26 protein-coding genes are annotated in these 22,746 nt (G+C 53.7%); 11 read left to right on the forward strand and 15 right to left on the reverse strand.

Annotated features, from left to right (window positions below):
- Window positions 1–3: 3 nt before the first annotated feature.
- The 9 genes from ABXG94_RS05640 to fabF all read right to left on the reverse strand — a co-directional run bounded on the left by ABXG94_RS05640 (window position 4) and on the right by fabF (window position 8,295).
- A complete protein-coding gene (locus ABXG94_RS05640; protein WP_353534009.1) occupies window positions 4–546 on the reverse strand; it encodes an HK97 family phage prohead protease in 543 nt (180 codons plus the stop codon).
- Window positions 547–567: 21 nt separating this feature from the next.
- Entirely contained in the window at window positions 568–807 is a 240-nt protein-coding gene (locus tag ABXG94_RS05645) for a GTA head formation protein, RCAP_rcc01685 family (protein ID WP_353532831.1), read from the reverse strand.
- The gene (locus ABXG94_RS05650) at window positions 800–2,026 is read right to left on the reverse strand and encodes a phage portal protein (RefSeq protein ID WP_353532832.1); all 1,227 of its coding nucleotides are present in this window, start codon (window positions 2,024–2,026) and stop codon (window positions 800–802) included. Before ABXG94_RS05650 ends, ABXG94_RS05645 begins: the two co-directional genes overlap by 8 nt.
- A 164-nt stretch (window positions 2,027–2,190) precedes the next feature.
- Window positions 2,191–3,561 (reverse strand): DNA-packaging protein, encoded by a 1,371-nt coding sequence (locus tag ABXG94_RS05655; RefSeq protein ID WP_502901695.1) that lies wholly within the window; start codon window positions 3,559–3,561, stop codon window positions 2,191–2,193.
- Window positions 3,470–3,811, reverse strand: coding sequence for a hypothetical protein (locus ABXG94_RS05660; RefSeq protein ID WP_353532834.1), 342 nt, complete (start codon window positions 3,809–3,811; stop codon window positions 3,470–3,472). The genes ABXG94_RS05655 and ABXG94_RS05660 overlap by 92 nt, the downstream gene beginning before the upstream one ends.
- A 394-nt stretch (window positions 3,812–4,205) precedes the next feature.
- The gene (locus ABXG94_RS05665; protein ID WP_353532835.1) at window positions 4,206–4,976 is read right to left on the reverse strand and encodes a CPBP family intramembrane glutamic endopeptidase; all 771 of its coding nucleotides are present in this window, start codon (window positions 4,974–4,976) and stop codon (window positions 4,206–4,208) included.
- Entirely contained in the window at window positions 4,973–5,581 is a 609-nt protein-coding gene (locus ABXG94_RS05670; protein WP_353532836.1) for a TetR/AcrR family transcriptional regulator, read from the reverse strand. Before ABXG94_RS05670 ends, ABXG94_RS05665 begins: the two co-directional genes overlap by 4 nt.
- Before the next feature lie 305 nt (window positions 5,582–5,886).
- The gene (gene mltG / locus ABXG94_RS05675) at window positions 5,887–7,035 is read right to left on the reverse strand and encodes an endolytic transglycosylase MltG (RefSeq protein ID WP_353532837.1); all 1,149 of its coding nucleotides are present in this window, start codon (window positions 7,033–7,035) and stop codon (window positions 5,887–5,889) included.
- Window positions 7,036–7,038: 3 nt separating this feature from the next.
- Window positions 7,039–8,295, reverse strand: a complete 1,257-nt coding sequence (gene fabF / locus ABXG94_RS05680) for a beta-ketoacyl-ACP synthase II (protein WP_353532838.1) — start codon at window positions 8,293–8,295, stop codon at window positions 7,039–7,041.
- A 188-nt stretch (window positions 8,296–8,483) separates the two neighbouring features.
- Here fabF and ABXG94_RS05685 point away from each other — a divergent pair, with 188 nt between their 5' ends.
- Complete coding sequence (locus tag ABXG94_RS05685; RefSeq protein WP_353532839.1) at window positions 8,484–9,398, forward strand: PilZ domain-containing protein; 915 nt, start codon at window positions 8,484–8,486, stop codon at window positions 9,396–9,398.
- 49 nt (window positions 9,399–9,447) lie between these two features.
- On the opposite strand, the gene ABXG94_RS05690 is transcribed toward ABXG94_RS05685, so the two are convergent.
- From ABXG94_RS05690 to fabD, 3 genes are all read right to left on the reverse strand, one after another.
- Window positions 9,448–9,681, reverse strand: a complete 234-nt coding sequence (locus tag ABXG94_RS05690) for an acyl carrier protein (protein ID WP_353532840.1) — start codon at window positions 9,679–9,681, stop codon at window positions 9,448–9,450.
- 241 nt (window positions 9,682–9,922) lie between these two features.
- Window positions 9,923–10,660 (reverse strand): 3-oxoacyl-[acyl-carrier-protein] reductase, encoded by a 738-nt coding sequence (gene fabG, locus ABXG94_RS05695; RefSeq protein WP_353532841.1) that lies wholly within the window; start codon window positions 10,658–10,660, stop codon window positions 9,923–9,925.
- Between the two features lie 29 nt (window positions 10,661–10,689).
- The gene (fabD, locus tag ABXG94_RS05700; protein ID WP_353532842.1) at window positions 10,690–11,631 is read right to left on the reverse strand and encodes an ACP S-malonyltransferase; all 942 of its coding nucleotides are present in this window, start codon (window positions 11,629–11,631) and stop codon (window positions 10,690–10,692) included.
- Window positions 11,632–11,788: 157 nt separating this feature from the next.
- Here fabD and ABXG94_RS05705 point away from each other — a divergent pair, with 157 nt between their 5' ends.
- On the forward strand, window positions 11,789–12,988 hold the full coding sequence (locus ABXG94_RS05705) for a cytochrome b/b6 domain-containing protein (protein WP_353532843.1): 1,200 nt from the start codon (window positions 11,789–11,791) through the stop codon (window positions 12,986–12,988).
- A gap of 81 nt (window positions 12,989–13,069) precedes the next feature.
- Here ABXG94_RS05705 and ABXG94_RS05710 read toward each other — a convergent pair whose 3' ends face one another.
- Window positions 13,070–13,645 (reverse strand): YceI family protein, encoded by a 576-nt coding sequence (locus tag ABXG94_RS05710; protein ID WP_353532844.1) that lies wholly within the window; start codon window positions 13,643–13,645, stop codon window positions 13,070–13,072.
- 103 nt (window positions 13,646–13,748) lie between these two features.
- Window positions 13,749–14,258, reverse strand: coding sequence for a hypothetical protein (locus ABXG94_RS05715; protein ID WP_353532845.1), 510 nt, complete (start codon window positions 14,256–14,258; stop codon window positions 13,749–13,751).
- A gap of 258 nt (window positions 14,259–14,516) precedes the next feature.
- Here ABXG94_RS05715 and rpsF point away from each other — a divergent pair, with 258 nt between their 5' ends.
- The 6 genes from rpsF (at window position 14,517) to ABXG94_RS05745 (ending at window position 18,237) form a co-directional block, all read left to right on the forward strand.
- Window positions 14,517–14,873, forward strand: coding sequence for a 30S ribosomal protein S6 (gene rpsF / locus ABXG94_RS05720; protein WP_353532846.1), 357 nt, complete (start codon window positions 14,517–14,519; stop codon window positions 14,871–14,873).
- Between the two features lie 25 nt (window positions 14,874–14,898).
- On the forward strand, window positions 14,899–15,126 hold the full coding sequence (gene rpsR, locus ABXG94_RS05725) for a 30S ribosomal protein S18 (protein WP_073249614.1): 228 nt from the start codon (window positions 14,899–14,901) through the stop codon (window positions 15,124–15,126).
- An 11-nt stretch (window positions 15,127–15,137) separates the two neighbouring features.
- Entirely contained in the window at window positions 15,138–15,761 is a 624-nt protein-coding gene (rplI, locus tag ABXG94_RS05730; protein ID WP_353532847.1) for a 50S ribosomal protein L9, read from the forward strand.
- Window positions 15,762–15,981: 220 nt separating this feature from the next.
- Entirely contained in the window at window positions 15,982–16,383 is a 402-nt protein-coding gene (locus ABXG94_RS05735; RefSeq protein ID WP_353532848.1) for a helix-turn-helix domain-containing protein, read from the forward strand.
- A 49-nt stretch (window positions 16,384–16,432) separates the two neighbouring features.
- Window positions 16,433–17,134, forward strand: coding sequence for an autoinducer binding domain-containing protein (locus tag ABXG94_RS05740; protein WP_353532849.1), 702 nt, complete (start codon window positions 16,433–16,435; stop codon window positions 17,132–17,134).
- 164 nt (window positions 17,135–17,298) lie between these two features.
- On the forward strand, window positions 17,299–18,237 hold the full coding sequence (locus tag ABXG94_RS05745) for an acyl-homoserine-lactone synthase (protein WP_353532850.1): 939 nt from the start codon (window positions 17,299–17,301) through the stop codon (window positions 18,235–18,237).
- A gap of 222 nt (window positions 18,238–18,459) precedes the next feature.
- Here the strand turns inward: ABXG94_RS05745 and tig are convergent, their stop codons facing one another.
- Window positions 18,460–19,794: a trigger factor gene (gene tig / locus ABXG94_RS05750; protein WP_353532851.1), complete on the reverse strand. Its 1,335-nt coding sequence runs from the start codon at window positions 19,792–19,794 to the stop codon at window positions 18,460–18,462.
- 298 nt (window positions 19,795–20,092) lie between these two features.
- Between tig and ABXG94_RS05755 the strand changes: the two genes are divergently transcribed.
- The 3 genes from ABXG94_RS05755 to ABXG94_RS05765 all read left to right on the forward strand — a co-directional run bounded on the left by ABXG94_RS05755 (window position 20,093) and on the right by ABXG94_RS05765 (window position 22,715).
- Entirely contained in the window at window positions 20,093–20,512 is a 420-nt protein-coding gene (locus ABXG94_RS05755) for a hypothetical protein (protein ID WP_353532852.1), read from the forward strand.
- 77 nt (window positions 20,513–20,589) lie between these two features.
- Window positions 20,590–21,060 carry a gluconate 2-dehydrogenase subunit 3 family protein gene (locus ABXG94_RS05760; RefSeq protein WP_353532853.1) on the forward strand — a complete coding sequence of 157 codons (471 nt, stop codon included), beginning with the start codon at window positions 20,590–20,592 and terminating at the stop codon, window positions 21,058–21,060.
- A complete protein-coding gene (locus ABXG94_RS05765; protein ID WP_353532854.1) occupies window positions 21,051–22,715 on the forward strand; it encodes a GMC family oxidoreductase in 1,665 nt (554 codons plus the stop codon). The genes ABXG94_RS05760 and ABXG94_RS05765 overlap by 10 nt, the downstream gene beginning before the upstream one ends.
- Window positions 22,716–22,746 lie beyond the last annotated feature (31 nt).

Genomic DNA, 22,746 nt, shown 5'->3' on the forward strand with positions numbered 1-22,746 from the left:
GCCCTAAGGCGTTGCCAGCTCTCGGCAGGCATCCTCAAACACCGCCGCCATGTCGCGCATCATCTCCGCCCCAAGGTCATCCCCCTTGGCGGCCACCCGCGCATTTGGCAACATTGGAAAGGTCACCAGCGACACCTCCCAAAGCTCCAACTCCCGCAAAAGCCTTTGGCCTTTGTCATTCTTTGCGGCTTTCACTGTCCGGTAGCCAATCGACAACCCATCAATTGCCCCGGCGGTGATCAAGGCCGCCGCCTCGCGCCCTTTGGCCACATCCGTCAGCAAGCGGCCTTTGACAAACAGACCCTGCTTGTCTTCGCGCACCTCGTCCCAGATGCCTATCGGCTGCGCTGGATCATGCTGCCACAGCATTTTCACAGAGCGCCCGGCCGCCATGAGCTTTTGCAATGATGCCGCATAGGCCCCGGTTTGCACCACGTCGCCGCCTTGATCCGCGCGACCAAACAACGAAGCATAGCCCTGGATGACCGCGCCATCCGCTACCGTCAATCCTTCGCCGAACCGGGCAAATTTCTGTTCCAATTCCATCATATCTCCTCCTCGTCCCCCCTAAGGCGCAGCCTGCATCACCGATTGAAAGGCCTGCGCCAGGATCACTGCCACCACGCCATACACTGTCAACCACAGCCGCTTTTCCAGGCGTTCCATCAGCATTTCAATGCGATCAAGGCGGCGATTCAGCGTTTCAAATTGCAGTTTTGCCACCCGTTCATGTGCTTCCAGCCGCAAGGCAGGCGCACAGTCAAAACTCTCAAACCCAAAGCGGTCTGCGCGCATGTCCTCAGCCATCCTGCACCCCCTCTTGCCCGCTTTCTTGCCCGGCATCTTGCCCCCCACCTTTCAAGGGCGGCAAACCCAGCAAGTGGCGTTTTTCGGCAGGCGTCAAAAATCCGGCACTCTCAACCCGGCGCCATTGTGCATCGCGCTCTGCACTCAAGGCCGGCACCTGATCAAGATCAGGCGCAAACACCAAGGGATCGCCGCTAAACCCGCACAGCCAGTCTGACACCGCCGCCATCACCCGGGTCACAAGCGGCAAAACCGTCAGACGAAAGAACGCCCGGTGCGCCTCTTGATAATTGGCATAAGTCGCATCCCCCGGAATGCCCAACAGCATTGGCGGCACCCCAAAGGCCAAGGCAATTTCCCGCGCTGCGGCTTCTTTGGTCTTCTGAAATTCCATGTCACTTGGGGAAAACCCCATAGGTTTCCAATCCAACCCGCCTTCCAGCAACATCGGTCGCCCCGCATTGCGCGCGCCCTGATGGTGCATCTCCATTTCACTGACCAACCTGTCATATTGATCGTGGCTCAGGCTGCCTTGCCCTTCAGCCCCCTTATAGACAATCGCCCCCGAGGGCCGCGCCGCATTGTCCAACAGCGCCTTGCTCCAGCTTGACGCCGCATTGTGCACGTCAATCGCCATGGCCGCCGCCTGCATCGGCGAAAACCCATAATGGTCATCCTGCGGATTGACGTTTCGGATATGGCAAATCACCCGATCTTGTCTGACATCAAAACGGTGCTTCTTGGCCCCAACCGCATAGTCATAGGCCACCGGCCAGCCATCCTCACCCGGTACAACGCGCATGCGATCCGAGCGCAAAACATGCAGCTCTAACGGCAAGCCACCCGCCTCTGGTGCCCCACCAACGGCTTCCAAATAGCCATCGCCTGACAACAACAGTTGCGCGTAAAGCGCTTCCAAAAGCTCGGCCTTGCCCTGCGCCCCATTTGGCCGCTTTAACAACGCCAATACCGGATGATCCTCAAACCGCTGCACGCGATCCTGCAACACCAAAGGCACCGCTGCAGCGGCTTCTGCAATCAGCTTTACACACCGAAACCCCACGGGGTTTGCGGCAAAACCGGTGCGCGTCAATGACCCGGTGTCGCGCGCAGACCAAGCCGCGCGACCGGCTGAATGATAGGCCACAACACGCCCCGCCGCGCTGGCTTTCTGCTCCGGTAGATCGCCCACTTCGCTGCGCTTTAGAAATTCAAACATTCACATCGCTCCTTTGCCACCAAGCGCCCTGTCACCTCTGACAAAACCACTCTGCCTCAAATACCTTAAACCGCTCTCACCACAGCGCCCGCACCCTCGGCAACGCCCCCTCCTTCACCTTTGCAAAAATACTCCCGCCGGAGGCACCGCCATCCGCAACAAAGTCACAACACCCGCACCCCTGGACGCTGCCAGGCCTTTGTCGGTTCCAGGATCAATTCGTGTACCGCCCAGACCAAAGCATCCACCCGATCCGGCGAGCCTTGGCCCTCATAGCCGCGCAGGCTCATCAGACACATTTGGTCCTCCAAGGCCCCCAGATGCCGCATATGTTTGACCCGGCCCTGCTCGTACAACGCCGCCACAGGTTCCGCCCGCGCCACTTTCCCGCGCGACGCCCGCACCGCCTTATAAGGCACTGTGCCATCCACCTGCGCCACAATGCTTTGCACCATATCGCCCCCTTGATTGACCTCTGCCACCAAACGATCCGCGCTCCAACGATGCACCGCGTCAACGGCCACCTTGGCCCAACCGGCAGGCGATTTCCCCTGCACCGACACATCTTCTAACACCACCGCCTGCCAGTCCTTGGGCTCGCCAGATCCCAGCAACCCAACCACCACAATGCCGCATTCATCAGATCCCGTATGGCCGGTCACCGGCGGATCCACCGCTACCACGATGCGATCACAGTCCGGTTCTTGGGCCAATCGTCCCGCTTCCAAGGCCTCCCGGCTCCAAAGCGCGCCTTCCGCATCCGCCATCAACACGCCATCCAACTCTTGGCGCCCCAAACGGGTGCCGCGATAGCGCTGCATCACCTCATCCAGAAAACTCTTGGCCAGATTGGCGCGGTTGGCCTCGGTGGCCGCATGGGTCTGCACGGTGCTGTCACGCGCCAAAAGATCCTTCAGCACCGCCACATTGCGTGGCGTGGTGGTCACCACCTGCTGCGGGTGTTCCCCCAACCGCAGACCAAATTGCAGCATATCCCAGGTCTCTGCAGCCTTCTTCCACTTGGCAAGCTCATCCACCCAGGCCGCGTCAAACTGTGGCCCACGCAGCCCCTCTGGGTCATGGGCCGAAAACGCCTGCGCCACCGCCCCATTGGGCCAGACCAAACGCTTACGCCCCGCTTGCCAAACCGGCCGACGATCTGGCGGAGAACAGGCCAGAATGCCGCTGTCGCCAAACACCATCACTTCGCGCACCTGATCAATGGTTTCCCCCACCAAGGCCACGCGGCTGGCGCGCCCCGGATCAAACGGCAAGCCGCCTTCGACCATACTGCGCACCCATTCTGCCCCGGCGCGGGTTTTACCTGCCCCACGCCCGCCCAGAATGACCCAGGTTTTCCAATCGCCGTCCGGCGGCAACTGATGATCCATCGCCCAGAACTCAAACAAAAAAGGGAGAGCCAAAAGCTCTCCCATATCCAATTCATTTAAGAAGTTTTCCTGCGCCGCAACACCGGCGCAGGCGAGCCAGTCTGCACCCGATTGTCTCCCGGGCCCTCTCAAGGTCGAGCGCATAGTCTCGCGCGACGCCATTTTGCTGTTTTCTGCGTTCTTCAAAACGTACCTCCGTATCGATTGCCAGTTTGGACCAGCTGCGGATATCAGCCAGCAATCGCGTAGATCCTTTGATTGCCGCCTCGTCCTGCGCCATGACATCGGCTTCCAGCATCGCCAAAAGTCGGGCCATCTGCGCCACTGCCTGACGGATCAAATTGATCTCGTCCTCCAAAACAGCCGCGCCCTCTGGTGGGGTTTTATGAGTCATTGCTCTTCGCCTCTCATGTAAAGTTGCCCCTCCACACGAGCGAAATGAAAAACGGCCCAAAGGTTTCCCCAGGGCCGCATGCCATCTCTTCCAGCATATAAATCTTTTAGCAAAGACCGTAACGATTGTCAAGTTTTCGTTTATTTATAATAGGTTAACGAACCGTCACCCATTCACGCAACAGCATCCAATCCTTAGACTTGCGAGCGCCTGAACCGCCTCCACAGTTGGAGGTTTTGCTTCCGCCTCGGTTCAGGTGTCACAGTCGTTAGGACATTAAAGAAGTCGTTTCGTCAAATTTCAACGCGAAACCTAGAAAGGTGCGCCTCGCGGACAAAGCTGTCATTCGTCTAAATATCCAAAGGGGCTGGTATGGTTCGCAAACCCGGGATTCTCACAGTTGTAACCAACGCAGTCCAGATTGCCCTGTCCGCAAAAATACTATTCCGCAAGCGATGACTGCCAAGACGAAATATGGTCCAAGACTAAGGCTAAACCATGCATTGGGGTCTCGAAATCCCGCGAATATGGCAAGGTTAGCCGCGACGTTGAATGTCAAATGAATCAGGATCGCGGGGAGGATGGAGCCACCAGAAATCGTATAGGCTGCGCCGATGATCACCGCGTATAACATCACATGACAAGCGAAGAGCGGCAATGCGATCTGGGCATGTGGCGAGTCGATTGTCCAAAGCGGTAAATGCCAAATAAGCCAAATGGCTCCAATCAACAACGAGGCTTCAAGCCAGCCGATATGATCGTTGAGACGTTCCTGCAGAACCCCACGCCATCCAAGCTCCTCACCGAGAGGGCCAAGGATCATATTGAAGCCGACCACAGCGGCAACAAGACCAAACGTGATCGGCGTTGTTTCGTCTTGTGCAAAAGGTCGCATCGCTAAAAGCAGCAATAATGGCGCGACCACTAGCGCCCAAGTAACGAGCGGAACCGAAGACACCGTGACGGCCCTACGCAAAAGTTCGGCCAGGTCGCCACTTTGAAAGCTAAGGATGATCGCAGCGAGCGATGGCCCCCAGACCATGATAATCCAGAACGGAATTCCGATCACCGTTTCTGGCGACCGCGCAGCTGGAAAGGCAACAATGCAGGCAAAGCCCGCCAGAGAAATAGCGAAAGTCAGAAATAGAAATTGGATCGGAATCATGGGGTGCCTACCTCCCTAAGCGCCAAAATGATTGGTTCGAGTTCTTGTGGGTCATTTAAAAACGGCACCAAAGCCTGGAGCGCTGTAGCCGCAAAACCTGCCGCTTGTTCAGAGTTCCATTCGCCAAGAATTTCACGGCGGTTGATATGTGTGTTGATTGTCAAAAAGAGTTCCGCCACATGGGACGGATCGACACCCGGACGAACAAAATCCTTCAACCGCATGCCAAGCGAAGCACTAAGCAATTCTGATAAGGCCGTTTCCAAACTCGACAGATATTCCAACTGGTCTGACCTTGTTCTTAAGCACGTGGAGACACCTTGGGTGTTGCCTAGATGACTGGATGCGGCTCGCAACAGTGACGAAATCGGCGGAGCGTCCGCATCGTCCAGTACTTCTACCAACTGTGCCACTTCGGTCTCAACAATCGCATCAAGCACAGCACGCTTGCTTCCAAAGTGGTGATACAGTCCACCTCTCGAAATGCCGCAGGCAAGTCGGATATCCTCCATTTCGGTACCAAAGAAGCCGCGCTCAGCAAATAGCTCGAGCGCTTTATCAAGAATGGAAGCCCGGCGTTCTGATCGAGTGAGTCGTGTTCTCATGATCACCATTTACCGACACGTGTCGGTAAATGCAACTGATTCCGATAGTCGTTACGGGAGTTGATGCCTAGGCTTGATGACGGTTTGCTTAGGTCACCATAGGCACCGTTCATCCAGCGCGCAGAATTCGACACAGCGGTTCATACCGGCCACTCATCCAATGATGACCGTTCTCTTTCAAACGTCTCAATCCAATCAGTTAAGCCCAGAATCCACAATCAGCGCCCCGCTTTCACGAGAAGCCTGACGCGAATCGTACGTTTCAGGCCTTGAAACGTACAAATTGTACAATTAACAAAAGATGATCAGTTCGCGCGGTCTGCTTCGATTTTGCGCCATTCAGCCACGTTGCGATTGTGCTCTGCCAAGGTCTCTGCAAAGGCGTGACCGCCCGTACCGTCAGCCACAAAGAATATGTACTTTGTGCTGTCTGGATTGGCTGCTGCTTCCAGGCTTGCGCGGCCCGGATTGGCGATTGGCGTTACAGGCAATCCCGGAATTACATAAGTATTCCAAGGAGTTTCACGACGCAGCTCGCTTTGGCGCAAACCGCGGCCCAGCACACCTTCACCGCGCGTGATGCCATAGATCACGGTTGGGTCGGTTTGCAGACGCATGCCTTGGTTCAGGCGGTTGGTGAAGACGCTGGCCACCTGACGCCGTTCTTCGGCCACGCCGGTTTCTTTTTCAATGATCGACGCCAAAATCAGCAATTCTTCCGGCGATTTCAAAGGGATACCCTCTGCACGACTTTCCCAGGCGGCGGCCAAAAGCACCTCTTGGGCTTGGGTCATGCGTGCAATCACCGATTCCCGCGTATCGCCATCGCGCACCTCATAGCTGTCAGGTGCCAGAGAGCCTTCGGCGGGCACCTCTACTTCGCCCTTCAAAAGGTCAATTTTCCCAATAGCATCAACGATTTGCCAGCTGGTCACGCCTTCGGCCACCGCGATGCGATAGCGCGTATCTGACTGTGCGCGCACTGTCAAAAAGGCCTCCGGTGCCTCGCCTTCTGACGGGTTGAACGACGCAACCTCAACAAAGCGGCTGGTCGCAGGATCAAGTTCTCGCACCTGCACCAAGGATCTAGTCACCCCAATTCGGTACACAACTTCGGTGCCACAAGTCGACGCACCACCGCGTGTCACGATGTCTGCAATCGCCTCCATTGATGCCCCTGCCGGCACCAAAAAAGCCCCTGCTTTCAACTGACTAGACTTTTCTGTGTAATCTGATCCGATGCGGAAAATCGCACCATTGCTGACCGCACCTTGGGTTTCCAGGTCCTCTGAAACTCGGCGCATACTCGAACCCGGCGCAACTCGCACACAAATGGCATCGGCCAATGGACCGTCAGACCGGTATTGGCTCTGTCCCCAAAGGATGACAGCTCCCAGCAAGAACACCGCCACAATCAGCAGTGTTATTGCATTCGAAGCGATGCTTCGCCACATGATTTAGACCTTTCCGAAGACCACGGACGCATTGGTGCCACCAAAGCCAAACGAGTTGGACAGCGCTACGTTAATCTCGCGCTCTACCTTGGCATTGGGTGCCAAATCCACTTTGGATTCAACAGCTTGGTTGTCCAAGTTGATCGTTGGCGGTGCCACTTGATCGCGGATCGCAAGGATCGAAAAGATCGCTTCAATGGCCCCGGCGGCGCCCAGCAGGTGGCCGGTTGCAGACTTGGTTGAACTCATAGTCACCGAGCTTGCCGCATCGCCCAACATCCGCTCTACCGCGCCCAACTCGATGACATCTGCCATAGTCGAAGTGCCATGTGCGTTGATATAGTCGATATCTGACGGCGACAAACCAGCGTTTTTCAACGCCGCACGCATCGACCGTTCGCCGCCTTCGCCATCTTCGGACGGCGCGGTGATGTGATAAGCGTCGCCAGACAGACCATATCCCAGAACTTCGGCATAGATCTTCGCACCCCGCGCTTTGGCGTGCTCATATTCTTCCAGCACAACAACACCAGCGCCCTCGCCCATAACAAAACCATCCCGGTCAATGTCATAGGGTCGGCTTGCGGCTTGTGGGTCATCTGCGCGCTTGGTGGACAAAGCTTTGCAAGCATTAAAACCCGCGATGCCAATTTCTGAGATGGCCGCTTCGGCCCCCCCAGCAATCATCACATCCGCATCGCCAAGCTTGATCAAACGTGATGCATCGCCAATGGCATGCGCCCCAGTTGAACAGGCTGTCACTACCGCATGGTTCGGGCCTTTAAAGCCGTAACGAATTGAAACTTGGCCAGAAATCAGGTTGATCAACGCCCCTGGAATAAAGAAAGGCGACACCCGGCGTGGTCCACGTTCTTTCAATAGAATGGCTGTTTCCGCAATCGAGTTCAAACCACCAATACCAGAGCCAATCATAACGCCCGTGCGTTCCAAGCTTTCCGTGTCTTCCGGGGTCCAGCCCGCATCCTGCACAGCTTGTTCGGCGGCGGAGATGCCATAAAGGATGAAATCATCAACCTTGCGGCGTTCTTTTGGGGCCATCCAATCGTCGGCATTAAAGGTCCCATCCGAGCCATCGCCCAAGGGAACTTCGCACGCGTATTTGGTTGCCACACGTTCTGCATCAAAACGGGTGATCGGCCCAGCTCCGGATTTTCCATCCAGAATACGAGACCAGCTTTCCTCGACGCCACAAGCCAGCGGAGTTACCAGTCCTAGACCGGTGATAACGACACGACGCATATTCTGCCCCTTTTCCTCTCGTCTTTTGACGCTCATACCCTGCCAAGCCCAGTGTGGGCAAGGCCGCCCATGCAAACGCGGCGGGTTTCGGCAAAGATATAGTCCAAAAGGCTGCCATTCAATCTTTGGGTAGACCCTTTTTGGGCAAGTTTACGACGAGTTAGCAAATATCGGGCAGGATTGAGCAAATGCGTTCTACTCAAAGGTTCCTGATGGCTAGAATCTTGCTGTATTTGGCGGTCAGCCTTCTAAGCGTGCCACAGGTGGTTTCTGCCAGCGAACCTGCGTTATGCAGAACGCTTTTGGGGGTCGAACGGCTGTTTCTGATTAGCACTGAACTCTACCCCAGCTCTGATAGTCGACCATCTCTGGCTGGCTATCAACGGGAAATGACCAAAACGCAGATGCTCTTGCGCCAGGCCGAAGCGCAAAAATCCCTGTCGAGCCAAACCAGTCTATTTCTGCGTCAGGCGCTTCAACGCCATCAAGATATCCTTTTTTTGCTGCGCTCTGATCGCCACCAAGACACCCGAAATCTTATCCAAAACATTCAAACCCAAACCATGTTTGAAGAAACGCAGACCAAAATCAGCACTTTTGGCTGCAATCAGGTGGTTTTGTTGCCGGATCCAAAAAATGCTGGCCCGGGCAAAGGGCAAAACAGCGACAGCAAGTCCAAAACATCGGGCAATCCCGCACGTGATAGCACCCAAACCGCCCATGGCGGCGTTGGGTTTGAGATATCGGGCAATCTGGTCTTTGTGTTTCTAAGCCTTGTTGCAGGCATCATCATTTGCGTCATCATTGTCGAACGCAGTCAGCGAGACCGCAGATCACAGCGATTTATCTGCTTTCTGAATGCAAAGCTTGCGGTGGAAAAGTCCACAATCCCTGTAAAAATCTTGGATCTCAGCTTGCTGGGGTGCAAAATTGAGTTTGAGAACTTGCCAGACACAAAAGAGGAAGTGGTTATTAACATTGGCGAAATACGCCGAAAAGGCCAAATCATCTGGCGTAATGATGTTTATGCAGGGGTGCATTTCAAACGCAGACTCAAGCAGAACCAATTACTCATGCTGTTGTCCGCCCCCGCAAAAGCATAAAAGGCCCCTCACTTGCGTGAGAGGCCTTTCTTCAAACTGTCAACAATGCTTAGGAAGCTTCAGTGATGAATTTCACTGCGTCGCCAAAGGATTGAATAGTTTCGGCTGCGTCATCAGGGATTTCGATGCCGAACTCTTCTTCGAAGGCCATAACCAGCTCAACTGTGTCCAGGCTGTCTGCGCCCAGGTCGTCGATGAAGGATGCGTTTTCGACAACTTTGTCTTCTTCCACACCCAGGTGCTCAACAACGATCTTTTTAACGCGGTCTGCGACGTCGCTCATATCAATTCCTCATTCGTACTGGCCAACTGGCCTTTTTATTTCCCGCTGAACTGCGGAAACACGTGATGCCCAGTCGGGCGGCTCATTGTTCCGGCTTCCCCGGAGACTGGGGCGTGCCAGATAGGCTCACCCGGAAAACTGCGCCGCCTATAGCACATGTTCTATGTAAGGCAAACGCTTTCGCAATGTAATTGCAATGGCGCATATCGCAAGTTTCACCTGCCAAAACACACCAAAGATCTTACAACATGGCCATGCCACCATTAACGTGCAAGGTCGATCCTGTCACGTAACCTGCTTCCTCGCTTGCCAAATAAAGTACGGCGGCGGCGATTTCCGCAGGTGCCCCCATACGGCTTGCGGGAATTTGCTTGTTGATGGCTTCTTTTTGATCGTCAGTCAATTTATCGGTCATGGCTGTCGCAATAAAACCAGGCGCAACTGCGTTGGCGGTGATTCCACGGCTCGCGACCTCATAAGCGATCGATTTGGTCATGCCGACCATCCCCGCTTTGGACGCGGCATAATTCACCTGCCCCGGATTGCCAGTCGCCCCAACAATAGAGCTGATGTTGATGATCCTACCCCAACGGGCTTTCATCATTGGGCGCATCACAGCACGGCAAAGCCGCATCGCAGATGTCAGGTTAACATCAATGACTTGCTGCCACTCGTCGTCGGACATGCGCATAAAGATTTGGTCTTTGGTGATACCAGCGTTGTTCACCAGAATATCCAAGCTGCCCATGGCTGCAACTGCGGCTTTAGGCAAGGCTGCAACCGCTTCGGCGTCCCCCAGATTACATGGCAACACATGGGCGCGTTCGCCCAGTTCTGCGGCCAAGGCCTGCAATGGTTCTACACGTGTGCCCGATAGGCCAACGGTTGCCCCCGCCGCGTGCAGGGCTTTGGCGATTTCGCCACCAATGCCACCAGAAGCGCCGGTCACAAGCGCGGCTTTTCCTGTCAGATCAAACATAAATTCTCCTGAAGCTTTAATTCAGCTGATTATTGAGCAAGCTTTTCAATCGCTGCTTTGACATCATCGGCAGTGCCAACGGGGGTACAAGCAATCGACCGATCAATCCGGCGCACCATGCCAGACAGCGCCTTGCCTGCCCCAATCTCATAGATTTCGGTCACGCCTTCACCGGCCATCCACGCCACAGATTCGCGCCAGCGCACCGAACCAGTGACCTGCTCTACCAACAAAGACCGAATGGTGGCCGGGTCAGAAATCGCTTGCGCCCGCACATTGGCCACCAAAGGCACAACAGGGCGATTGATATCAACTTTGTTCAAGGCTTCGGCCATAACTTCGGCAGCTGGCTGCATCAGTGCGCAATGGAACGGGGCGCTTACAGGCAGCAACACAGCACGTTTCGCGCCTTTTTCCTTGGCAAGATCAAGCGCGCGCTCTACAGCGGCTTTGTGGCCAGAAACCACAACCTGCCCCGGATCATTATCATTTGCCGCCTGACAGACTTCGCCCTGCGCTGCCGCCTCGGCAACTTCGGTTGCAGCGGCAAAATCTAGACCCAACAATGCTGCCATGGCCCCCACGCCAACAGGCACAGCTGCTTGCATCGCGGCACCACGGGTGCGCAGCAAACGTGCCGTATCTGAAACGCTGATCGCGCCGGCCGCAGCAAGCGCAGAATATTCGCCCAACGAATGCCCCGCCACATAAGTTGCGGCCTCAACCGAGATACCTTCGGCCTCTAGGGCGCGTACAGCGGCCAAAGAGGTCGCCATCAATGCAGGCTGTGCGTTTTGCGTCAGGGTCAGATCTGCCTGATCGCCGTCCCAAATCAGGGCACTCAGCTTTTCACCCAATGCGTCATCAACTTCTTCAAAAATAGCTTTCGAAGCTGGATAAGCATCGGCCAATGCCTTGCCCATTCCAATTGTCTGCGCGCCCTGCCCTGGAAAAACAAATGCTCGGCTCATCACGGTCCCCTGTTTCTTAACGTTTTAACCGCAATACCCCGCTCTGTGCACAGGTGCAACGGCCTTGCGCTTTCCCGCACGCATTGAACTGCCCGAAAGCCTTGTTCAATTCACCATGCCCCGTATCTTCGGTGAAAATCACGTGCAAGGATCCACAATGCCCCTTTCTAACACCCTAGAAACCTATGGCAGTGTTACAAAAACATTCCATTGGCTGACCGCTCTTTTGATATTATCTGCCTTTCCAATCGGCTATTTCGCTCATGAAGCACCGTTTTCAAACAGCGAAGAACTTGCTCAAAAAGCGTTCTTGTTTTCGCTTCACAAAACGATCGGTATTGCTGCCTTTTTCACAGCTTTACTGCGCATAGTCTGGGCGTTGCGCCAAATTCACCCCGGACTGTTGAACCCTGAAGACAAATTGGAAGCAACCGCTGCGCAAACCGCCCATTGGCTGCTTTATGGCTCGATGTTGCTTGTGCCTTTTTCCGGCTGGGTGCATCACGCCTCGACCCAGGGTTTTGCCCCAATCTGGTGGCCATTTGGCCAGAACCTACCGCTTATCCCCAAAAGCGAAGCGCTTGCGCAAGCCACATCAACTTTGCATTTCATTCTGATTCTGGTACTTGCCCTTACTATTCTGGCCCACGTGGGTGGCGCATTGAAACACTTTGTCATTGACCGCGATCAGACGCTGCAGCGCATGCTGCCAGGAAATTCAAGCGCACCAATGCCACCCAAGCAAGATCACAGCAAACGTCCATTGGCCCTAGCCTTGATCATCTGGATGGTCGCTTTGGGTCTGGGCGCAGGCACAGGAGCTTTCCGTACAACGGAAACCGCCCCGGTCAGCGCTGCCACGCTGGATCAGGTGACCTCGGATTGGCAAGTCCAAAGCGGTGCCTTAGAAATCACCGTGGCGCAATTTGGCACGCCAGTGACAGGTAATTTTGCAGAATGGACGGCAGATATTACCTTTTCCAAAGACGCCATCGACAACAACCATGGCAATGTGAAGGTCACGATCTCTGTCGGGTCGCTGACGCTTGGATCTGTCACCCAACAAGCAATGGGGTTTGATTATTTCAACACGGCAGAATTTCCAACGGCAGAATTCAACGCCGAAATTCTGGCCGCAGCCGAAGGGTATGTCGCCCAGGGCACGCTGACTTTACGCGGGGTAGAAATGCCAGTCTCTTTACCCTTTTTACTAGAGACCGACGGCAAGACCGCGACCATGACCGGACAAACACAGATCAGCCGAATGGATTTTGGCATTGGTGCAAATCAGCCGGACGAAGCCTCGCTAGGCTTTGCAGTTGATATCTCGGTCAACCTTACCGCGCAACGCAACTAAGCGGTGCCGCAAACAAAAAGCCCCCGGTCTTACACCGGGGGCTTTTTTTGTTTGCGTTTTGTTTTCGTTAAAGGCGCGCGGTTAACCGTCGACCTTCATCGCCTCGACTGAAATATTGACTGACACTTCGTCGCCAACAAATGGTGCAAACATACCCAGGTTGTATTCCGAGCGCACCAATGTGGTTGTTGCGTCAAATCCCGCCCAGGCTTTGCCTTCCATCGGGTGATCGCCCGCTTGGTTCAGTGTGGCATTCAAAACAACCGATTTGGTGACTTCGTTCAGTGTCAAATCGCCGGTGATCAGGGCTGTGTTTTCGCCTGTCACCTCAATACTGGTCGACGCAAAGCTAACCATTTCGTCATCTGCGGCACCAAAGAAATCGGGTGACATAAAGTGACCAAAACGCTGTTCCCAACCGGTCAGCATGGTTTTCACAGGGAAGGCCACTGAAACAGATGATTCTGCTGGGTTTTCTTGGTCAAACATAATGTCGCCAGAAAAACCAGAGAACATGCCATAGGTCGTGGAATACCCAAGGTGATTATAAGTAAAGACAATCTGGCTGTGGCTAGGGTCAAGGGCGTATTTTTCGGCGTCGGCTGAAGCAACGGTGGCGGCAGCCATTAGGCCAGCAGCAAGAATTAACGATTTCATAAGAATGATCTCCATCAGGGTTTGATGAAGTCTAAAAGGCGGCTTATCGGATAAAACTCAATTGCATCTGCGCCACAGAACATGTGCGCAATCGCACAACCCACTATTTTCTAATCATCTTCTCAGAATAATACCGCATATAGCTCTCTGCCAGGCGATTGGAATTCTTTGCACTGACATGCAGCCTGACCGCACCTACAGCCTGACGATCGACCCGTTGATTATCCAAATGCAAGCGGCCCAAAAATGGCTTCAGAGACAGGCAATCAAAAGCGCCAAGCATCGCAGAGTGCACTGTCGCGGGCCCCTCCCCCGGTGCCTGCAAATAAAACTCGCCAAAACTTGGATCAAAATGCAGATCGCAAGGGCCTTCTTTGCGACCAGACCGTGCCACATGCAAACCGCTGACAAAAAGGCCGGCGCCCAAAAACACCTGCAACCACAAGACAGAGAGCGACGTGGCGAACTCTTGGAGCAGCACAACGCTAATCCCGGCCACACAAAGCGTGGTTCCTAACACCAGACCAAGAACTCTTAGAGCAATGCGATAGTCCTCTAGATGACGCGCTCTGCTCTGCAGATCATTCTGGTGTGTTTGGACAAAAGATGTCATTTGCAAAACGGCCTTTCAAAAGCACTTTGTTGAAAGGCAACATTCGCGCCAAATAACGGCGCAATTGCGGCAACCGCCCCCGAATGCACAAGGAAACAAACTGTTTCCAAATAAATTGATGCTTGTTTTGCACAGCCAATTGGGTATACAGCGCCATCCTTTTGCAAATACTTAGAACCGCGCAGTCTCTCGTGGGTAGGGCGCAAAAGGGAAATGCCCTGCTCTTTGAAATGCGCTTGAATATGAAATGGAGAGCACATGCCACTCTATGAGCATGTATTCATCTCGCGCCAGGACTTGTCCAACGCGCAAGCTGAAAGCCTAATCGAACATTTTGGCACAGTTTTGTCTGACAACGGCGGCTCGCTCGTTGACAGCGAATACTGGGGCGTCAAAACGATGGCTTACAAGATCAACAAAAACCGCAAGGGCCACTACGCCTTCTTGAAAACCGATGCCCCTGCACCGGCCATTCAAGAAATGGAACGCCTGATGCGGCTGCACGACGACGTGATGCGTATTCTTACCATCAAAGTCGACGATCACCCCGAAGGTCCTTCGGTACAAATGCAGAAACGTGACGACCGCGGCGACCGCCGCGAACGTCGCAACTGATAGCGCGAAGAAAGGACAGTAAATCATGGCTGCAAAACCATTTTTCCGCCGTCGTAAAGTTTGCCCATTCTCGGGCGACAACGCACCTGCGATTGATTACAAAGACACAAAATTGCTGCAACGCTACATCTCTGAGCGTGGCAAAATCGTGCCTTCCCGTATCACCGCTGTTTCCGCCAAAAAGCAACGTGAATTGGCACGCGCAATCAAACGCGCTCGCTTCCTCGCGCTGCTGCCCTACGCTGTGAAATAAGGAGAGAACTCATGCAAGTTATCCTTCTGGAACGCGTGGCCAAACTGGGCCAAATGGGCGATGTGGTTGACGTGAAGCCGGGTTTCGCCCGCAACTTCCTGTTGCCACAAGGCAAAGCTTTGTCTGCTTCAGCGACCAACATCGCACAATTTGAAGCGCAGAAAGCTCAGCTGGAAGCCAACAACCTGGAAACCAAAAAAGAAGCAGAAGCATTTGCCGAGCGTCTTGATGGTCAACAGTTCATCGTGATTCGTTCCGCATCTGATGCGGGCGCACTTTACGGCTCCGTCACCCCGCGTGACGCAGCTGATGTTGCGACAGAAAACGGCTTCACCGTCGACCGCAAGCAAGTTGCTTTGATCGCACCGATCAAGTACCTTGGTCTGCACGAAGTTGAAGTTAAACTGCACCCAGAGGTGGCAGTGAACATCACTATGAACGTTGCACGTTCACAGGAAGAAGCAGAGCTTCAAGCCTCTGGCAAGTCCATTCAGGATCTCGCCGCCGAGGAAGAAGCGGCTGCAGAATTCGAGATCGCCGAATTGTTCGACGACATCGGCTCTGCTGCTTCTGACGACGATGATATGGGCGACGCAGCTCCTGCTGCAGAGTCTGACGAAGAAGCGGCTTCTTAAGCCCTTTTTGTAAAAAAATACGGAACGCGCGCGCAATCGCGCGTTTCAATTGCAAGAAAAAGCTGCAAAAGCGGCAAGTTTAACAACTTTTAGGCGAAGAAATTGCCCCCACGCCATATTTAAGGCAAAAATGCTTGCAATAGTATTAGTCGCCATCGAGCGTGTTCACCATTTATTTGTGGTGGCTCGAAATAGTAGCTAGAAACAGCAGGTGTATGTTATGAATAAGATCGATGTATTGGTGGGCAAGCGCATTCGGGCGCGCCGTCACGCCATTGGGATCAGCCAGACAGAACTTGGCGACGCTATTGGCGTCAAATTTCAGCAAATTCAAAAATACGAAACCGGGGCCAATCGGGTCAGCGCGTCGCGTCTTTGGGCGGTTGCTGAAAAACTAGGCGTTGATGTGGTTTATTTCTTTGAAGGTATTCGTCGCGGCGAGGAAATCTCTGGTTCAGAGGTTGATCCCGTTGACAAAATGGACTTCTTGTCAGACCGTGATACGCTCGAAATGATGGAGCTTTATCGCAAGTTGCCGCAGTCGCAACGCAGTGCGGTACTTGCCTTTATGCGGTCCATGGCCGTTGATAGTTTCGATCAAAAGATCAGCGCCGCGAACTAAGCGCTCATTTTTTAGTAAGATGGTGGTGTTGCAATAAGGAGGAACATATTTGGATTTACATAGTCTTCACGATGTCCCCAACTCGCAAAACCTTTATACGACATATCTTGATAAGATCTGCGAAGAGTTCGAATTTGACGACGCGGCCTATGCTGGCGTCAACCCGGTCAGTGGGTCCATGCATGCATTTGTGACCTATAGCGAAGACTGGCAGGATCACTACCAAAAAAACAACCTGCACACCGTTGATCCAACGCTGCATTCTGCCATGCGCAGTGTTGCCCCCTTGGATTGGTCGCGCCTAAGACGCGACAAAAACTTCGACGCCGTTTTCAAAGACGCCCGCGATTTCGGAATTTGTGATCGGGGTATGACCATTCCCATTCGCGGCCCTTACGGCGAATTTGGCATGCTCAGCGTCACGCGTGATTGCAAACAAAAAACCTGGGATAAACTCAAGGCAAAGGTTCTGGCAGAACTGCAACCCGTTGCCGCACATGTGCACGATCACGTCATGAATACCGAGCCGCTCACGCGGTTGCTGAAAAGCCCTAGCCTTTCAAAACGCGAGCTGGAAATCCTACAGTGGATCGCAGCAGGCAAATCCCAGCAAGACATCGGCGACATCCTGTCTATTTCCAGCCGGACCGTCGAAGTGCACATTCGATCTGTGCGCCAAAAACTTTTTGCTCTGACCACTGCACAGGCGGTTGGTCGCGCTATTGGGATTGGCCTCATCTACCCCGGCTAATAAAACCCCCTTTTTTCAACAGGTTGCCACAGATCGCCGGTTCCTCCGGTTTATTTGCATGCGCGCCGCGCAGCTTTCAGTCAACTACGGGATTTCCCTAGTATTAAAAAATCTGTCCTGCATTTAACTATGATTTTAGGACAATCTTAATGATGGGGAAAACAATGATTATTACCATAGATGCGCTGAACAAGCATATGTTCAAGCCGTTGTTGGACGACATGTTCCAGCTCCGTGCCAGAGTATTTGGCGACCGTTTAGGTTGGGAGGTGAACATCGAAAACGGCATGGAAATTGATCAATTTGATCACATGGATCCAGGCTATGTTATTGGTGTTGATGACGAGATGAACGTAATCTCTTGTGCCCGAGTGTTGCAGACAACGGGGCCGCATATGCTGGCTGACGTTTTTAGTGCCATTCTTGATGGCGAACCACCTTTGCGCAGCCCAAACATTTGGGAATCCACGCGATTTTGCGTTGATACAGCCCGGTTGAAACGGGACGATTGCAAACACACAGTATCCACTGCCACCTGCGAAATGATGGTTGGCATTCTGGAATACGCAAAACAATCTGGTGTGACAGATATTATCACTGTGATCGATCCAATTATGGATCGTGTTCTGAAACGGTCTGACAACGCGCCACATGGCTATGTCGGCAAAAAGGTCCAGATGGGCAAAGTCCCAGCCTTGGCTGCACTGCTAGACTGTACAGATGAACGTATCCAGCGGGTGCGCGCTTTTGCTGGCGTCACACATGATGTGATGATGTCCGAGGATGAAGCTCTGGAAAAAATGAATCTGGCGCAGACCAAAAAGATCATCGCTCGCGAAATGGCAGAAGCTGCCAACGAAGCGCCAGTCAAAACGCCGGAAATCAGCGACCTTCAGCGCTATTGCTACGAACAAATTCTGAACGCCACTGAAACAGGCGACATGACAGCAGCGCTCGAATTGCTACAGCTGCTTTCTGACAAGGTTGGTGCGTCCACGCCCGACGACTTGCAACGCATTGCGCATGACCTGCCAAGCCGCGAAGTCCTGTCAACTGCGGCCATGAAAAGCGTGATGCGCACCATTCAAAATGGTGCCGTCTAAAAAACCAAATGGGTGTGTTCTGATTAGCATCCAAGACAATATGTCCTAGTTGTCTAAAAAATACCGCCTATTCATCCCCTAGGCGGGTTGCGCTTCTCCTTTGCGCAACAGATGGGAGCTGCTTTGTAAAAGCAGCTCCTATATCTTTTTGAATTCCCAATTAATACAAATGAAAAAGGGCCGCCCAAAGGCGACCCAAATCTCGTCAATCTGTGTATCAGCTTACTCTTCGTCGAGTGCTTCAACTGCTTTTTGCAGATCGTCTTTGCTGACTTCTTTGTTAGAAACCTGCGCCAACTCAACAATGTAATCCACAACTTTGTCTTCAAACAAAGGCGCGCGCAGCTGCTGCTGCATTTGCTGGTTCTGTTGAATGAATTCAAAGAATTGCTTTTCCTGGCCCGGGTACTGACGCGCCTGGTTCATGATCGCTTGTGTCATTTCAGCGTCAGTCACTTCGACTTCTGCTTTCTGACCCAACTCTGCCAACAACAGGCCTAGACGCACGCGGCGCTCTGCCAATTTGTTGTGCTCATCAGTTGGCTCGATATTGTCGTGGTCATGACCTTCGACTTCTGGGTTTTCTTCGTGCCACAGCTGATGCGCGATTTGACCCGCTTCAGCTTCGACCAGGGATGGTGGCAAATCGAAAGACACCAGTGTGTCCAACTTATCAAGCAATCCGCGCTTCATAACCTGACGCGCTGCGCCAGTGTATTCCGCTTCCAAACGCTCGCTGATTTGGCCTTTCAGTGCGGCCAGATCTTCTGCGCCGAATTTCTTGGCCAACTCGTCATTCACTTCAGCAGCCACAGGCTCTTTGACGGCTTTGATGGTGCAAGAGAAAACAGCTTCTTTGCCCGCCAGGTGCTCTGCTTGGTAATCTTCAGGGAAGGAAACGGTCACGTCCTTCTCTTCTTCGTTTTTCACGCCAACCAGCTGCTCTTCGAAACCAGGGATGAACTGGTTAGAGCCCAGAACCAATGGGAAATCGTCGCCAGAACCGCCTTCAAACGCTTCGCCGTCGATTTTGCCAACGAAATCCATGGTGACTTGGTCGCCATCTTTCGCTTTGGTGCCTTTTTTGCGGTCTTTGAAATCTTGTGCCGTTTCAGCCAAGTTTGCCAAAGCTTCTTCAACGTCAGCATCCGCAGGTTTCACAACCAGCTTTTCTAGTTCAACAGATTTCAGATCAACTTCTGGAATCTCGGGCAGAGCTTCATAAGACATCGCGACTTCAACGTCATCGCCCTCTTTCCACTCTTCGCCGTTTTTCATTTCGACTTTTGGCTGCAACGCAGGGCGGTCACCAGAATCTTCAAAATGCTGGTTCATCGCGCCGTCAACGGCGTCTTGCATCGCTTCGCCCAGCAAACGCTGACCAAACTGCTTTTTCAGCAGAGCCATAGGAACTTTACCTTTACGGAAGCCCTTCATTTCGACTTCTGGCTGCGCTTCAACCAGCTTTTCATTGACTTTAGTGTCCAGTTCCGCTGCCGAGATAGAGATCTCATAGCCGCGCTTCAGACCTTCGTTCAGAGTCTCTGTGACCTGCATGTTGCGTCCTTCTTACATGTCAAACGGGTCGCATGCCCCGCGACCATATAAATCAGTGGCTCTTCTAGGCTGTGAACGCGCTTGGTGCAAGACGATTCCCACCAACCACATAGGCCTGTCTGAAGCAGGCTTGCTCAAATCAACTTCAGTGGCGCGTTAACCATTAAAATTGCGTCCAAAATCCTTGGCTATTCCCCCACCTCACCCCTTGATATTTCCTCGGCTGCCCTCTGAAAAACAAACAATTATGGGATTTCGATTTTTTTTGTTAACCTTTTAAGAAATTAGGAGGAATGTCATGAAAACGCTTAGTTTGATCGCAGCCTTTCTTGTTGCACCAACCTTAGTATCCGCAGGTGCAACAGTGCCCTCGCCATCCAGCAGCATGTATGATCCAACGTTTTTTGCGGGTTTCACCTGGACGTTTGGCGGTCAAAGCAGTGCCAGCAGCGTGGCCAGCGCTGGCAGTGACGGCAGCAACGGTTTGGGATTTACCCTCAAGGTTCTGTCCACCAATGAACCCAACACCTTGGCTGGCGCTTTGGGGGTCACCTATTATTTTGATGGTACTTTTGGCTGTGACGCCGGGGCCGCATACAATCATGGGGTTAGCAGCTTGACGCTCACCTATGATTTTTGCCGCGGAGAGCCGCAAATCGGCCTTGGCGTGATCAGAGAACCTTCCTCAACCACCATAACTTCACCGCCGCCATCCTAAGCCCGCAGCCGCCTAATGTGCGGATCTGTTGCTTTGCGCGAATGCGCTGAAATTTGACCCAGCCAAGGAGCGTGACTTTGATTTCACTGACCCGGCGTCAGGCTTTGGTGGCCTCAGCGGCCACCCTGGCAACAGGCCTGTCCTATCCTGTCAGCGCCCAAGCCCCAATATCCTTGGCCAAATTGTCCTTTGTTGCCGATCTGATTTTACCCAAAGACGCATTGTCGCCAGCTGCCTCAGAGGTTGGGGCGGTGCAAGAGTTGCAGGATATGATCAAAGGCCAACTGAATCTAGAAAAGTTGATGTCGTTTGGCTTGGCCTGGTTGGATCATATGGCGCAAGGATCCTTTGAAAACCTGCCCTCCGCCCAGCAAATCCAGATATTAGAGATTGCCCAGACGTCCGATTACGATCAAGTTCCGGGCCGATTCTTCTACGTCTTTCGCACCCTTTTGATCGAGGCCTATTATAGCCAACCACAAGCCTTGGCAGGGCTGCCGCTAAACAGTGCGCCACAGCCAAATGGGTATCCACCGCCATGGGATTAAAACCTGATCCCGATGTTGTCATCATAGGCTCGGGTGCCGGCGGATCGGCGGCGGCTTGGCGGCTGACCCAGCAGGGCCTACGTGTCCTCATCCTCGAAGCTGGCCCCAACTTTGACCCCAGCGATTACAAGTTGGATAGCCCCACCTGGGAGCGACAGAATTTCCCACAAAAACCCGGCAGCCAAGCCGAAATCGACTATGGTGATCTGGGCAGACATGACCCTGACTTTCCTGACCTTCAAAGCTGGTCTGGATTGCGCAATCAATCCCGCCAACCGGCTAGTGCGGCCCGCACGCCCTCGCCCATCGGCTATGGGCACGTTTTGGGCGTTGGTGGCTCAACCCTGCGCTACGTTGGCGAAGCTCACCGACTGCATCCAAAAGCGTTTCAACTGAAAACCATCACCCAAACAGGCGCAGACTGGCCGCTAGGCTATAACGCATTAGAACCATATTACAGCATCTGTGAAACACTCCTTGGGGTGGCTTGCGACTCTGCCCAATCTGAACGGCCGCGCAGCCAGCCCTATCCCATGGGTCCCCACCCGCTGAGCACCGGGGCGAAAGCGTTGCTCAAAGCCACACAATCGATAGAGCAAAAATGGGAATTCAACCCAAGGGCCGCCAATTCCCGCCCCTATGACGAGCGCCCGCAATGCAATTATTGTGGCCAATGTGCGCGTGGCTGTCCCATCGGCGACAAGGCCTCAGCCGACGTTACATTTTTGCGCAAAGCCCAAGCCACAGGACGCCTGACCTTGCTGGCAAACGCCCCTGTCAGCAAAATCATCCAAGGCGCAAACAGCCGCATTACCCACGTCGAATACCAACAAAATGGCCAGCGGCACTTGCAGGCCACACCCCAACTGGTACTGGCCGCAGGCGCAGTGCAAAGCCCGCGTTTGTTGCTGATGTCTGCCGCCGCTGACCATCCAAATGGATTGGCCAACAGCTCTGGGCAAGTGGGTCGCAACTTCATGGAAACACTCTGGTGGCAAAGCATGGGTCTGGTTTCTGGATTGCAAAACAACCACATGGGTTTGCCCGCAGACCTGACTGACTGGAGCAAAACAGCACCAGACGCCCTGCCCGGCCTCACCGGTGGCTTCAAGCTCACCCATGCCAGCCTTGATCTTGGCCTCAACGGCCCGATTGGCTTTGCCAGCCGCATGATTCCTGGATTTGGCATAGATTTCAAAACACGCCTGCGACAGAGCTTTGGATCTGCCCTAGCAATCAGCGCCATTGGCCAGGTGATCCCCGACGCGCGCTCCTATATCGCCCTTTCTGACAAAACCGATACAAACGGCCTGCCGTTGGCGCAGATCAATTCAGTGCTAAACCGCCAAAGCCTCTCCTTATTGCGCGCCATGGCCGCTGCCACCCGAGCCGCGCTTTGGGCCGCAAAAACCAAAATCATCGAAGAGGCCAGCAGCTATGACAGCTTTCAAGCCACACATGTATTTGGCACCGCCAAAATGGGACATGATGCGCAATCCTCGGTGGTAAACGCCTTTGGCCAAAGCCATGACCACCCCAATCTATGGATCACAGACGCCAGCATCTTCCCCACATCCGGTGGTGGCGAGGCACCGGCCCTAACGATCATGGCACTCGCCACCCGCACTGCCGATGCAATCATCCGCATGGAATAGCTGCGCCGCCGCAGTTTTGGACTGGCATGTT

The organism is Cognatishimia sp. WU-CL00825, from assembly GCF_040364665.1.
GTDB lineage: Bacteria > Pseudomonadota > Alphaproteobacteria > Rhodobacterales > Rhodobacteraceae > Cognatishimia.

Coding starts and splice junctions, on each gene's coding strand:
- ABXG94_RS05640 (WP_353534009.1), bottom strand. CDS start 546: ATGGAATTGGAACAGAAATTTGCCCGGTTCGGCGAAGGATTGACGGTA.
- ABXG94_RS05645 (WP_353532831.1), bottom strand. CDS start 807: ATGGCTGAGGACATGCGCGCAGACCGCTTTGGGTTTGAGAGTTTTGAC.
- ABXG94_RS05650 (WP_353532832.1), bottom strand. CDS start 2,026: ATGTTTGAATTTCTAAAGCGCAGCGAAGTGGGCGATCTACCGGAGCAG.
- ABXG94_RS05655 (WP_502901695.1), bottom strand. CDS start 3,561: ATGCGCTCGACCTTGAGAGGGCCCGGGAGACAATCGGGTGCAGACTGG.
- ABXG94_RS05660 (WP_353532834.1), bottom strand. CDS start 3,811: ATGACTCATAAAACCCCACCAGAGGGCGCGGCTGTTTTGGAGGACGAG.
- ABXG94_RS05665 (WP_353532835.1), bottom strand. CDS start 4,976: ATGATTCCGATCCAATTTCTATTTCTGACTTTCGCTATTTCTCTGGCG.
- ABXG94_RS05670 (WP_353532836.1), bottom strand. CDS start 5,581: ATGAGAACACGACTCACTCGATCAGAACGCCGGGCTTCCATTCTTGAT.
- mltG (WP_353532837.1), bottom strand. CDS start 7,035: ATGTGGCGAAGCATCGCTTCGAATGCAATAACACTGCTGATTGTGGCG.
- fabF (WP_353532838.1), bottom strand. CDS start 8,295: ATGCGTCGTGTCGTTATCACCGGTCTAGGACTGGTAACTCCGCTGGCT.
- ABXG94_RS05685 (WP_353532839.1), top strand. CDS start 8,484: ATGCGTTCTACTCAAAGGTTCCTGATGGCTAGAATCTTGCTGTATTTG.
- ABXG94_RS05690 (WP_353532840.1), bottom strand. CDS start 9,681: ATGAGCGACGTCGCAGACCGCGTTAAAAAGATCGTTGTTGAGCACCTG.
- fabG (WP_353532841.1), bottom strand. CDS start 10,660: ATGTTTGATCTGACAGGAAAAGCCGCGCTTGTGACCGGCGCTTCTGGT.
- fabD (WP_353532842.1), bottom strand. CDS start 11,631: ATGAGCCGAGCATTTGTTTTTCCAGGGCAGGGCGCGCAGACAATTGGA.
- ABXG94_RS05705 (WP_353532843.1), top strand. CDS start 11,789: ATGCCCCTTTCTAACACCCTAGAAACCTATGGCAGTGTTACAAAAACA.
- ABXG94_RS05710 (WP_353532844.1), bottom strand. CDS start 13,645: ATGAAATCGTTAATTCTTGCTGCTGGCCTAATGGCTGCCGCCACCGTT.
- ABXG94_RS05715 (WP_353532845.1), bottom strand. CDS start 14,258: ATGACATCTTTTGTCCAAACACACCAGAATGATCTGCAGAGCAGAGCG.
- rpsF (WP_353532846.1), top strand. CDS start 14,517: ATGCCACTCTATGAGCATGTATTCATCTCGCGCCAGGACTTGTCCAAC.
- rpsR (WP_073249614.1), top strand. CDS start 14,899: ATGGCTGCAAAACCATTTTTCCGCCGTCGTAAAGTTTGCCCATTCTCG.
- rplI (WP_353532847.1), top strand. CDS start 15,138: ATGCAAGTTATCCTTCTGGAACGCGTGGCCAAACTGGGCCAAATGGGC.
- ABXG94_RS05735 (WP_353532848.1), top strand. CDS start 15,982: ATGAATAAGATCGATGTATTGGTGGGCAAGCGCATTCGGGCGCGCCGT.
- ABXG94_RS05745 (WP_353532850.1), top strand. CDS start 17,299: ATGATTATTACCATAGATGCGCTGAACAAGCATATGTTCAAGCCGTTG.
- tig (WP_353532851.1), bottom strand. CDS start 19,794: ATGCAGGTCACAGAGACTCTGAACGAAGGTCTGAAGCGCGGCTATGAG.
- ABXG94_RS05755 (WP_353532852.1), top strand. CDS start 20,093: ATGAAAACGCTTAGTTTGATCGCAGCCTTTCTTGTTGCACCAACCTTA.
- ABXG94_RS05765 (WP_353532854.1), top strand. CDS start 21,051: ATGGGATTAAAACCTGATCCCGATGTTGTCATCATAGGCTCGGGTGCC.